General features: G+C 75.4%; 7 protein-coding genes. 4 read left to right on the top strand and 3 right to left on the bottom strand.

The window, feature by feature from the left end:
• Positions 1-27: 27 nt before the first annotated feature.
• Positions 28-903, top strand: a complete 876-nt coding sequence (locus C8E97_RS18530) for an LLM class flavin-dependent oxidoreductase (protein ID WP_121006855.1) — start codon at positions 28-30, stop codon at positions 901-903.
• 554 nt (positions 904-1,457) lie between these two features.
• Here C8E97_RS18530 and C8E97_RS18525 read toward each other — a convergent pair.
• Together C8E97_RS18525 and C8E97_RS18520 are read right to left on the bottom strand one after the other, a co-directional pair.
• Positions 1,458-1,883 (bottom strand): Hsp20/alpha crystallin family protein, encoded by a 426-nt coding sequence (locus tag C8E97_RS18525; RefSeq protein WP_121011824.1) that lies wholly within the window; start codon positions 1,881-1,883, stop codon positions 1,458-1,460.
• 124 nt (positions 1,884-2,007) lie between these two features.
• Positions 2,008-3,198, bottom strand: coding sequence for an MFS transporter (locus C8E97_RS18520; protein ID WP_121006854.1), 1,191 nt, complete (start codon positions 3,196-3,198; stop codon positions 2,008-2,010).
• 284 nt (positions 3,199-3,482) lie between these two features.
• Between C8E97_RS18520 and C8E97_RS18515 the strand changes: the two genes are divergently transcribed.
• The gene (locus C8E97_RS18515) at positions 3,483-4,952 is read left to right on the top strand and encodes a cytochrome P450 (protein ID WP_246018980.1); all 1,470 of its coding nucleotides are present in this window, start codon (positions 3,483-3,485) and stop codon (positions 4,950-4,952) included.
• A gap of 9 nt (positions 4,953-4,961) precedes the next feature.
• Positions 4,962-6,701, top strand: coding sequence for a hypothetical protein (locus C8E97_RS35385; RefSeq protein WP_211347069.1), 1,740 nt, complete (start codon positions 4,962-4,964; stop codon positions 6,699-6,701).
• A gap of 76 nt (positions 6,702-6,777) precedes the next feature.
• Here C8E97_RS35385 and C8E97_RS36100 read toward each other — a convergent pair whose 3' ends face one another.
• Positions 6,778-8,691 (bottom strand): cyclic nucleotide-binding domain-containing protein, encoded by a 1,914-nt coding sequence (locus C8E97_RS36100; protein WP_246018978.1) that lies wholly within the window; start codon positions 8,689-8,691, stop codon positions 6,778-6,780.
• Between the two features lie 504 nt (positions 8,692-9,195).
• Between C8E97_RS36100 and C8E97_RS18500 the strand changes: the two genes are divergently transcribed.
• Complete coding sequence (locus tag C8E97_RS18500) at positions 9,196-12,294, top strand: AfsR/SARP family transcriptional regulator (RefSeq protein WP_121006852.1); 3,099 nt, start codon at positions 9,196-9,198, stop codon at positions 12,292-12,294.
• Positions 12,295-12,404: the final 110 nt, after the last annotated feature.

The following is a 12,404-nucleotide window of genomic DNA, read 5'->3' as shown; positions in this document are numbered from 1 at the left end:
CCCGCGCTGGAAAGGACGACAGACCCCATGCCACACCCGACCCGGCCCGGCTTCGGGATCATGACCGCGCCCGCGCAGGTCCACTACGAGGACGTCCTGCGGGTCTGGCGCGAGGCGGACGCGATCCCGGAGATCGAGCACGCGTGGCTGTTCGACCACCTGATGCCGATCGGCGGCGACCCGAACGGGCCGGCCTACGAGGGGTGGACGCTGCTGTCGGCCCTCGCGGCGCGGACCGGGCGACTGCGCCTCGGCCTGCTCGTGACCAGCAACCGCTTCCGACCGCCCGCGGTGCTGGCCAAGATCGCCGCGACGGTCGACGTCGTCTCCGGCGGACGGCTGGACTTCGGCATCGGCGTGGGTTCGCGGCCGGGCCACCCGTCGGCGCGGCGCGAGTACGAGGCGCACGGCCTGCCCTTCCACGACACCGCCGAGGCGGTGGCGCGCCTGGCCGAGGCGTGCACGGTGATCCGGCGGCTGTGGACCGAGGACGAGCCGTTCGACTTCCACGGCGAGCACGTGCGGCTCCGCGGGGCGTTCGGCAACCCCAAGCCGGTCCAGCGCCCGCACCCGCCGATCCTGGTCGGCGGGCGCTCGTCGGCGACGCTGCGGGTGGCCGCCGAGCACGCCGACCTGTGGAACATCCCCGGCGGCGACGTGGCGGACGCCGCCCGGCGGAGCGCGCTGCTGGACCGGTACTGCGCCGACGTCGGCCGCGACCCGACCGCGGTGACCCGTTCGATCCAGCTACCGGTCTCCTACGACCGGCCCCGGCTCACGCGGGACGCGATCGGTGAGGCGGTCGACGCGGGGTTCCGGCACGTCGTGCTCGGGCTGCCGGCGCCTTATCCGGCGGGGGTGGGGGAGTGGGTGGCCGACGTGCTGATCAACACGTGGTCCTAGGGGTTCCCGGCTCGCTGTGGGTTCTTGGGGCAACGGGGAGCACAGCGGGGTGGCCACGGACTTCGCGTGCCCGGCAGCGCCGCAGGCCGGTGAGCGCTGCGGGAGGTGGGCGCCGCAGAGGGTCAGCGTTGCAGGGTGGGTGGCCTCCGGCCCCCGACACCATTCTCCCACGAGGTACGGACAGTTTTGCCCGGCCTAGCTGAGAGTCGAGGCGGAGGTCCGTCGGTCGCTGGCGGATGCCGGGCCGGCGAACGCCGGGTCGGCGAGGCGGTCACTCCATGGGCGGCTCGGCGAGGCGGTCACTCCATGGGCGGCTCGGCGAGGCGGTCACTCCATGGGCGGCTCGGCGAGGCGGTCACTCCATGGGCGGCTCGGCGAGGCGGTCACTCCATGGGCGGCTCGGCGAGGCGGCGGCCCACGACGCTGCCCGACAAGCCGCCCGGCGAGGCGGCGGCCCGGCCGGGCGGCTTGTCGGGTGGTATCGGTGAGCTTGGTCCGCCCCGCCGCCACGGGGTTGGTCGAACCCGTCGGGGCTCGACCAACCCCGTGGCGCGTCAGGCGTCGAGCTGCTTGGGCTCGGACTCGGCGCTGATCGCGATCTTGCGCGGCTTGGCGCGCTCCGCGACCGGGATCCGCAGCGTCAGCACGCCCGCCTCGTAGCTCGCCTTGATGTTGTCGGCGTCGAGCGCGTCACCCAGGAACAGCTGCCTGCTGAACCGCCCGCGCGGGCGCTCGGCGACCTGGTACTCGTGGTCGCCGTTGGCGGCACGTTCGGCGCGCACGGTCAGGACGTTGCGCTCCACGTCGAGGTCGATGGACTCCGCGGGCACGCCGGGCAGGTCGAACTGCACGACGAACTCCTCGCCGCTCCGGTACGCGTCCATCGGCATGGTGGCGGGACGGGCCGCCGTCCCGTTGGCGCCGAAGAACTGCTGGGTGAGTCGGTCCAGCTCGCGGAACGGGTCGGTGCGCATCAACATCGTCACAGGCTCCTTCCACACCAATCGGTCAGGTGGTTCGGCGGTGTCGCCCGCCGCTCACCCTTGACAACGGTCGACTCAAGTTTCCTGTTCCCGGCCGGGCAAGATTTTTTCCCGGCTCCCCTCACCGACGCTCTACCAGCACGGACAGGCCCGCCACGGCCAAGCCGGCCAGGCTGAGCCCCACCCCGACCCAGGCCGTCGCGGCGTAACCCCACCCGGCGGCGATCGCCAGGCCGCCCAGCCACGCGCCCGCGCCGTTCGCGACGTTGAGCGCCGAGTGGTTGGACGAGGAGGCCAGCGACGGCGCGTCCGGCGACGCGTCCATCAGCCGCACCTGGAGCGCGGACGCCAGGACCTGCGACGCGAACCCGATCAGGAACACCGAGCCGACCGCCGCCGCGGGCAGCCGGGCCGTCAGGCCGAACACGGCCAGCACGACGGTCACCGAGACCAGCGCCCCGAACACCGTGCCCATGACCGAGCGGTCCACGAACCGGCCGCCGACCGCCGCGCCGAGGGTCATCCCGAGGCCGAACACCGCCAGCACCCACGGCACCGCGCCACCGGGCAGGCCGGCGACCTCGGTGGTGAGCGGGGAGACGTAGGAGTAGACGGCGAACATCCCGCCGAACCCGACCATGCCGGTGACCAGGGCGAACCACACCTGCGGCCGGCGGAACGCCCGGAGTTCGGCGGTCATGCCCGCGTCACCCGGCGCGGGCCGGCGCGGCAGCCACCGCGCCACCGCCAGCGCCGTCGCGACCGCGATCAGCGCCACCGCGACGTACGCCGCGCGCCACCCGACCCGCTGCCCGGCCGCGGTCGCGACCGGCACGCCGACGAGGTTCGCCAGCGTCAGCCCGATCATGACCCTGGCCACGGCGGTGCCGCGCCGCTCCGGCGGCACGAGGCCCGCGGCCACCACGGCGGCGATGCCGAAATACGCGCCGTGCGGCAGGCCCGCCACGAACCGGGCGATCATCAGCAGGCCCTCGTCCGGCGCCGCGGCGGACAGCCCGTTCCCCACCGCCAGGGCGACGGTGAGACCGATCAACAGGCCCTTGCGCGGCAGCCGCGCGCCCAGGCACGCGATCAGCGGCGCGCCGACCACGACGCCCAGCGCGTACAGGCTGATCGCGTGGCCCGCGGTCGGGATGGAGATGTCGAACGTGCCCGCCACCTGCGGCAGCAAGCCCATCGTCGCGAACTCGGTGGTGCCGATCGCGAACCCGCCCAGGGCCAGCGCGCTCATCGCGGCGGCGCCGCCCCGGTGGGTGGGCGTGGTCGGTGCGGTGGCGGTGGTCGTCGTCAAGGGAGGGGCTCCTGTCACATGTCCCGTGTCGACAGTGACCGCGACCGATGGAAGTTCGACTGAACCGATTTTACCGGCCATTCCAGGCTCTTCTGGCGTGCCGGCGCTCACAGGGCGCGTGGTGCGCGGCGTGGAAGTCGTTCACTCGTTTCGCGGATGCGGCGCACCCCAACGGCCGTCGTGGGCGGTGGCGCGGTGCTGCGAGGCTGTGCACGGGGTTCGGCGGTCGACATCCGGGGGCCGCATGGGCACCGGGACACCCGCACACTCGCCGAGGAGCGCTCGTGGTCCATGCGGTCGCATCGCCGATCCCCGTCGCACGTGGTGCGCTGCCCCTGGTCGGGCACGCGTTGGCGATGCTGCGCGGCCCGGTCGGCTTCCTCTCCTCGTTGGCCGGGCAGGGCGACCTCGTCCGGATCGCGCTCGGCCCGGTGAAGGCGATCATGGTGTGCGACCCGGACCTGGTGCACCGGATGTTCGTGGACGACCGGACGTTCGACAAGGGCGGCCCGTTCACCGACCGCGCCCGCGAGATCGTGGGCAACAACCTGGCGTTCTGCCCGCACGCCGACCACCGCAGGCAGCGGCGGCTGCTCCAGCCCGCGTTCCACCCCGCCCGGTTACCGGCCTACGGGCGGATCATGTCCGAGCAGATCGCCGAGCGGGTCGACGCGTGGCACGACGGCGAGGTCATCGACGTGCCCGCGCAGATGACCATGCTGACCACGAACGTGCTGACCGCCACGCTGTTCTCCGACCAGTTGACGCCGGCGCGGTTGCGGCAGTCCCAGCAGGACGCGGACACGCTGGCCACCGACATCCTGCCCAGGATGCTCATGCCGGACGCCCTCGCCCGGCTGCCGCTCCCGCCCAACCGCCGGTTCCGGCGGGCGAGCGAGCGGATGCGGGCGACGATCGAGTCGATCGTCGCCGCGCGCCGGGCGGAAGGGGAACGCCGGGCGGAAGCGCGTGGCAGGGGAGTCGCCGACGGCGTCGGGGGCAGCACCGGTGAGGGTGTCGACGGGGCCGGCGTCGACGGGGCCGGTGGTGACCGGGGCGACCTGCTGTCCGCGTTGCTGGCCGCCTACGACGGCGAGTCCACCGGAGCCGACCGGACCCTGTCCGACGTCGAGGTCGTCAACCAGGTCATGACCTTCCACCTCGCGGGCAGCGAGACCACCGCGACGACCCTGGCGTGGGCGCTGCACCTGATCGCCACGCACCCGGACGTCGAACGCCGCCTGCGCGCCGAGCTGGACACCGTCCTGGGCGGGCGCACCGCGACCTACGACGACCTGCCGCGCCTGGGCCTCACCGGTCGGGTCGTCACCGAGACGCTGCGCCTGTACTCGCCGGCGTGGCTGCTGACCCGCAAGGTCACCGCCGACACGACGCTGGGGCCGCACCCCCTCCCGGCGGGCACCGTCCTGGCCTGCAGCCCCTACCTCATCCACCACCGCGCCGACCTCTTCGAGGACCCGGAGCGGTTCGACCCCGACCGCTGGGACGAGTCGCTGCGGACGCCACCGCCCCGCGGCGCGTTCCTGCCGTTCGCGAGCGGCGCCCGCAAGTGCATCGGCGACCGGTTCAGCCTCGTGGAGGCGACGTTGGCGCTGGCGTCCGTCGTCGCGCGCTGGCGGTTCACGCACCTGCCCGGCGAACGCGACGTCCAGCCCGCCGTCGCGGCGGTGGTCCGGCCCCGCCGGCTGCGGATGCGCGTGAACCGACCGGACATCGGGCCGGCGCACCAATAGGGTCGTTCCGTGCCCATCGCATTCGACACCACCGGCCTCCGGCAACAGGACCAGTCCACCTGGCTGCACCCCGCCACCGGGGACGTGGTCAGCCTCCAGTACTTCGACCTGGTGCCGGACCTGCCCGCGCCGTTGGAGGACCTGCCGAGACTCCGGCACGACCTGGCGGTGATCTACGGCGAGGCCGGTTGCCTGATCGAGGCGCACGCCCTGCTGCTCGGCGGGGTGCCCGCGCTGTTCCAGGTGCTGAAGCTGCCGCTGCCGAACCAGCCGACCGGGCAGGTGTTCGTCGCGTCGTTCACGGTGCCGAGGGCGGCTTCCAGCGCCGTGCTCATGGCCCAGGCCCCGGAACGCGGCGTCACGGGTGTGCGGGAGGCCGTCCTGGCGGCCCGCGTCGGCTTCGACAAGTGGGTGCTGCCCCACCCGTACGCGCCGCAGGTGAAGGGTCGCCTGCCGTTCCACGCGGGCGACGACCCGCGCTACGACGCGGAGTTCGCCGACCACCCGCTGACCAGGGTGCGCGCCTGGGCCCACCACGTGATCCGGACGGCGACCGTGGACCCGAGGTTCGCGGCCCTGCCGCCCTTCGGCGGTCCGGCGCCGCGGCAACCCGCCCCACCGGGCCCCGGTTCCCACAACCTCGGTCCCCACAACCCCGGTACCCACGCGCCCGCCCACCAGAACCCCGCCCACCAGAACCCCGCCCACCAGAACCCCGCTCCCCACGGCCCCGTGCCGCCGGGTTCCGTTCCCCACCAAGGGATCGCGCCGCAGCCCTCCGCTCCGCACGGCGACACCGCGCAGGCGCCGGCCACCCCGCCACCCGCCCACGCCGCGCCGCAGCCCTCCGCTCCACCGGCCCACGCCGCACCCGCGCACGCCGCGCCCGAACCCCCACCCCCCGCGCACGCCGCACCGGAAGCCGGGCCGCCCGCGCACGCCGCGCCCGACCCCGCCGGGCCGCCGGCCGAAGCACCAGGACACGCCGCTCCACCGGCCCACACCACGACACCCGCGGCACCGACGGCGTCGGACGCGCCCGCCGACGCGCCGGCGCACGCCGCACCACCGCCCGGCCCGCAGGTCGGCTCCACGCTGACCACCGTCGTGCCCGGCATCCCCATCGGCGGCTACCTCCCGCTGTGGGTCGGCGACGAGTGCACCTTCTGGCGCATGGACGACCCCGCCGAGGTCCTCGCCCTGCTCGGCCTCGGCACGCTCGCCCGCACCCCGTTGGCGGAGACCAGGTTCCGCGACCTCGTCGCGCTCGACCCGGACTCGTCCTCGGTCGTCCTGCTCAACCGCTACCGCTCCGCCGACGGCGGGGTCGCCGCCGGCATCGCCGGGCTGACCCGCGTGAGCGGTCAGGAGGCGAGCGCGGGCATGAACGAGGACACGCTGCTCGAAGCGTTCCGGTGGGTCGGCCGGGTCAGCGGCGCGGCGGCCGAGCGGGGCGAGTGCGTCACCGTCGAACCCGGCACGCACGCGGGCGAGTTGGAGGAGCCGTACGTGCTGATGGTGGTGCAGGAGTACGAGGGCGAGCGGCTGTCGGTGGTCCAGACCGCGCCGACACCGCCCGCCGACCTGCCCCTGTGGGAGGGACGGCGGTCGATGAACGGGCCCGCCACACCCGAGTCGATCGCCACCGGCGGCATCCTCGCCATGTACGCGATGGACCGGTGGGGCGTGCACCCGCTGCACCTGTGCCTGACCTTCGGGCCGATTCCGGGGCTGGTGCGCGGCCGGTGACCACGTGCCGGTCGGACCGGCCGCCGCGCCCCACCGGGGCGCACCGCCCGTCCGACCGGCCGGACGTCGCCCCGGATCACTCCATCCGGGCGAACCTCCGCAGGTGCTCCAGGTCCGGCACCAGCACGTCCCGCCGGTAGTGGCTGACCACCACGCCCGCCTTGCGCAGGTCGCTGAACGCCTTCTCCGCCGTGCGCGGCTTCATCCCGGCCATCGACGCCAGCTCGACCTTGGTCAGCGGGATGCCGAGGGTCCAGCCGCCGCGCTCCTCGCGGCCGTAGGAGCCGACCAGTTCGGCCAGCACCCGCGCCACGCGCTCGGCGGCGGTGTGCGACAGGAAGTCGCGGCGGCGCTTGTTCGCCCAGCGGAGCTGGTCGTCGACCACGCTGATCAGCTCGACGAACATGTCGTTGCGCCGGTGCAGGAACGCCGTCAGCTCCGCGCTGGTGATCAGCTTGGCGACGACGTCGCCGCAGGTGACGACGGTGGCCGAGCGCGGCCGGTGGTCCAGCGCGGCCATCTCGCCGACCAGGTCGCCCGCGGCCCGGATGGCGAGCACGGCGGTGTCGCCTGCCTCGTCGGTGACCTGCACCTTGACCATGCCGTCGAGCAGCAGGAACGCGTGCGTGTCGCGCGCGTCCTGCTCGATCAGCTCCCGGTCGGCGGCGTAGCGCACCACCGTCCCGACGGTGAGCAGCTCCTGCCGGGTGTGGTCGCGCAGCCTCCCGAGGAGGCTGTGGTCGGGCCACTGCGGGTCGGTCGCCAGCGCGCCGGGCGTCGACGCGGTGACCCGGACGGGCGGCCGGCCGGGCACGGCGCCGCGGGTCAGGGGGATGGCGGGCCGCGAGCGGGCGAGCAGGCGGGCCGCCTCCTCCACGGGCACGTGCACGTCCTCCAGCGCGCGCCGGGTGCCCGGTTCGCCGACGTGCGCCTCGCAGGCCCGCAACTGCCGGGCGAGCAGCCGGGCGGCCGGGTGGGACGTCCCGTGCAGGGCGACGGCGCGGCTCGCGGCGGTGCGCACGGTGTCCAGCGCCCGCCTGGCCTGGGCGTGCGCGCCCTCGACACGGGCGACCTCCAGTTCGGCGGCGGCCAGGTTGGACTGGGCCACCAGCGAGTGCGGGTGGTCGGGGCCGAGCTTGGCCACGGCGAGGTCGGCCGCGCCGCGCAGGCTCGGCAGCACCAGCTGCGCCTGGTCGGCGGACCGCCGCACGCGCGCCAGCTCGAACTCCGCCGACGCCAGGTTCGCGCGGGCGACGAGGGACTGCGGGTGGTGCGGCCCGAGCGCGGTGACCGCGCGGTCGGTGGCCTCCCGCAGGTCGGCCAGCGCCTCGCCGACGCGGTCGGCCCCGCCCTGGTCGCGGGCGATCTGGAAGCGCGCCGACCGGAGGCTGATCAGCAGCGCGAGGGTGTGCGGGTGGTCGGCGCCGAGCGCCGCGGCACTGCGGCTGAGGTCGCTCTCCAGCGCGTCGGGGTCGGCGGCCGGGTCGGTGAGGAGGTCGGGCGCGGCGGGCGGGCGGTCGCCGACGGCGGCGGGCAGCCGCTCGGCGCGGGCCCGCGCGACGCCCACGCCGATCGCGGCGGCGAGGGTGGGCACGTGGCCGTCGACCGACCACTTCCCGCCCTCGGGCACGACCCGCGTGGTGGCCATCGGGCCGGCCGTCCCGCCCGTCCACGGCGTGGCGATGTGCCTGCCGACGAGGTCGGACCGGCCGCGCGCGACCGCGATCAGCGCCCGCTGGTCGCGCACCTTGACCGCCTCGGGGCTGCCCGGCTCGACGACGTCGAGCATCGCGTCGAGCAGTTCCTCGCCCGCGTCGGCGGAGTCGATCCGGGTCAGGGCGGTGACACAGCGCAGCAGGCGGTCGACGTGCCTGCGCACCGTGGTGGGGTCGAGCGTGTCGGCGAGCTCGATCGCCAGGTGCCGCGCCTCCCTCCGGTCCGGGGCCGGGCGGGACAGGACGGATTCGAGCTCGACCACTCGGCTGTTCATCCGGCACTCCAGGGGGCTGGTGGTGTGCGTGAGGGGGGCATGGGGGCGAGTCGTACTGCCGGCGTGGAATCGGTCCCCATAGCGCGGATATCGTGCTCTATGGCGCTTCGTTAGCCCGGTCGGTTACATCGTTACGGGCAGAATGGTCGGATGTCCGCCGCAAACCGCAATAATGCGGGTCGCCGAGGGTGCTTTTCCCTCGTCGTGGACCTTTTGCGCCCGCCGGGGCGAATGCTACCGCCCGCATTGGGAGCGCTCCCAGGCATTCCGCGCCAGTTCGCCGCCCCGCGTCATCGGCGCAGTCCGGGCGACTGTCGGGAAAGATGGATATCCGTCACGTTGTCACTGTAGGTGAAGCGGCTGTGCCGCTATCGGGTGGGTGGGTGTATGTATAAGGAGACTTACTGATTGGTACTCGCGGATTCCGCGAGTCGCATACCGCGCCGCGCTCCCCGTCCGGTCCCGCCCGTCGGCGGGCGCTCGACCGCGTGGCAGAGTTGCGCCATGCGGGTGGGGGTGTTGGGACCGCTGGCGGTGACCGCCGGCGGATCACCGGTCGAGATCGGCGGCACGCGCGTGCGCGCGTTGCTCATCCGGCTCGCGCTGGGCGCGGGCCGCGTCGTCACGGTGGACCAGCTCGCCGACGCGCTGTGGCCCGACGACCGGCCCGCCGACGAGGTCGGCGCGGTCCGGTCGCTGGTGTCGCGGTTGCGGCGCGCCCTGCCCGACCCGGCCGTGCTCCGCTCCGCGCACGGCGGCTACCGGCTCGACCTGCCCGCCGACGCCGTGGACGCGCACCGGTTCGACCACCTCGCCCGCGCCGCGCGGCGCGCCCTGGCCGCGGGCGACGCCGCGACCGCCTCCCGGCTCGGCCGGGAGGCGCTCGACCTGTGGCGCGGTCCCGCGCTGGCCGACGTGGCGGGCGCCCCGTTCGCCGTCGGCCACGTCGCGGGCCTGGACGAGGCCCGGCTGTCCGCGTTCGAGGACACCGCGGAGGCCGAGCTGGCCCGCGGCGCGGCGCGGCACCTCGTCGCGGACCTCACCGACCTCGCCGCCCGCCACCCGCTGCGCGAACGGCTCCAGGCGCTGCTGCTGCGGGCGCTGTTCGCGGCCGGCCGCCCCGCCGAGGCGCTGGCCGCCTACGAGGAGATCCGCCGCCGGCTGGCCGACGAGCTGGGCGCGGACCCCGGACCGGAACTGCGCGAGGCACACCGGCTGGTCCTGCGCGCCGAGCCGCCCGAACCGGCCGGACCGCCGCGCGCGGGCAACCTGCGGCTGCCGCTGACCAGCTTCGTCGGCCGCGCCGCCGACCTCGACCGGGTCGCCGACCTGCTGGGCAGGCACCGCCTCGTCACCCTGGTCGGTCCGGGCGGCGCGGGCAAGACGAGGCTCGCGACCACCGCGGCGGCCCGGCTGCCGCACGGCGCGTGGCTGGTGGAGCTGGCCGCGGTCACCGACCCGGCCGACGTCGCGACGGCCGTGCTGGGCGCGCTCAGTGTGCTCGGCGTGCGCGTGCAGCGCCCCGCGGACCACGCGACACCGCGGATGGACACCGTGGACCGCCTGGTCGAGGCGCTGTCCCGCACGGACGCCGTGGTGGTGCTGGACAACTGCGAGCACGTGCTCGACGCCGCCGCCCGGCTGGCCGACGACCTGCTGGGCCGGTGCCCGCGCCTGCGCGTGCTCGCCACCAGCCGCGAGCCGCTCGGCGTGTTCGGCGAGGCGATCGTGCCGGTGCCGCCGCTGGACGACGACACGGCCGTCCGGCTGCTGGCCGAGCGCGCCACCGCGGTGCGCCCCGACTTCGCGGTCACCGACGACGACGCGCCCGTGCTGGCCGAGATCTGCCGCCGCCTCGACGGCCTGCCGCTGGCCATCGAACTGGCCGCCGCCCGCCTGCGCTCGCTGTCGCCCGAGCAGTTGGCGGCCCGCCTGGACGACCGGTTCCGCCTGCTCACCGGCGGCAGCCGGACCGCGCTGCCCCGCCACCGCACGCTGCGCGCCGTGGTGGCGTGGAGCTGGGACCTGCTGGACGAGGCCGAGCGCGACTTCGCCGAACGCCTCGCCGTGTTCGTCGGGGGCGTCGACCCGGAGGCGGCCGAGCACCTCGTCGGCGCGGACGCGCTCGACCTGCTCACCGCCCTGGTCGACAAGTCGCTGCTGCACGTCGTGGACGGCGGTCGCTACCGGATGCTGGAGACCATCCGCGAGTACGGGCTGGAACGCCTCGCCGAGACCGGCCGCATCGCCGGCGAACGGGCCCGCCACGCCGAGTACTTCCGCGACCTGGCCGAGACCGCCGAACCCCGGCTGCGCGGCGCCGACCAGCTCGGGTGGCTCGCGCGGCTGGCGGCCGAGCGCGACAACGTGCTGGCGGCGCTGCACTTCGCGGCCGACCGCGGCGACGCCGACACGGCGGTCCGGATCGCCGCCGCGATGTCGTTCTTCTGGACGCTGCGCGGCAACCGGTCCGAGTCCGTCGACCGGCTGCGGCTGGCGCTGGGCGTGCCGGGGGAGTCACCCGCCGTGGCGTGGCACGTGGTGTCGGCGTTCCTGCTGGTCAACGACGGTATTTCGAGCGGTTTCCGCAACCTCGACGACCAGGTGGGTCGGCTGCGGGCGCTGGCCGCGACCGCGCCGCGCGACCACCCGGTGCTGGTGCTGCTGCAACCGCTGGTCAGCCTGTTCCTGGGCGAGGGCGACGCGGCGGTGCGGGCCGTCGACGAGGCCCTGGGCCACCCCGACCCGTGGGCGCGGGCGATGCTGTGGACGGTGCGCGGCTCGATGCGCGAGAACTCCGGCGAGATGGCGGGCGCGCGCGCCGACCTGCTGACCGCCGTCGAGGGCTTCCGCGAGGTGGGCGACCGGTTCGGCCTGTCCCAGGCGCTGACCGGCCTGGGGGAGGTGCACTTGCTGTTCGGCGAGCCGGACCCGGCCGTCGAGGCGTTGACCGAGTCGATCCGCCTGCTGCGCGAGATCGACCCGGACGAGGAGGCCGTGCAGGAACGCCTCCTGCTGGTCAACGCGCTCGTGCAGCAGGGCGACGTGGCGCGGGCGAAGGCGGACTGCCTGGCGCTGACCCGGCCGGCGCGGGTGCCCCAGCCGTGGTCCGCGCGGGGCGTCGCGCTCGCCAGGGTGCTGCTCGGGGACCTCGCCCGGCACGAGGGCGACCTCGCGGAAGCGGACCGGCAGTACGCGACGGCGGTGGTGGTGCTGGAGGACTCGCCGTTCCTGGTGCCGCAGTTCGCGGCGCTCACCCGGTGCGCGCTGGTCCACCTGGCGGTCGACCGCGGCGACCCCGCGGGGGAGCACCTGCGGCGGGCCGTGGCCGAAGCCCTGTCGTCCAAGGACATGCCGGTCGTGGCCAGGGTGGCGGTGGCTGCGGCGGCGGCGCGGGCGCGGGAGGGCGACGCGGTGGGGGCGGCGCGGCTGCTGGGCGCGGCCGAACGGCTGCGCGGCGTGCCGGACGCCCGGCAACCGGACGTCGTGCGGCTGGTCGGACGCCTCCGAGCCGACCTGGGGGCGGCGGCCTTCGACCTGGCCTACGCCTCCGGGGTGGCGCTGGGCCGCGACGAGGCGCTCGCGGCCGTGGAAGCGGTGTAGGCGTTCGGGGCCGAGGCGGCCGGTGGTCGGGTCGGCACGCGGTCGCGTCGCGGGCGGTCGGGCGGAAGCGGGGCCGTGGTCGGCGGTGGCGCCGACCGCGCGGGGCGGGC

Source organism: Saccharothrix australiensis, assembly GCF_003634935.1.
GTDB classification, from domain to species: Bacteria; Actinomycetota; Actinomycetes; order Mycobacteriales; family Pseudonocardiaceae; genus Actinosynnema; species Actinosynnema australiense.
Note: the sequence above shows the minus strand (reverse complement) of the source record. Positions and strands in the feature narration are given on the sequence as shown.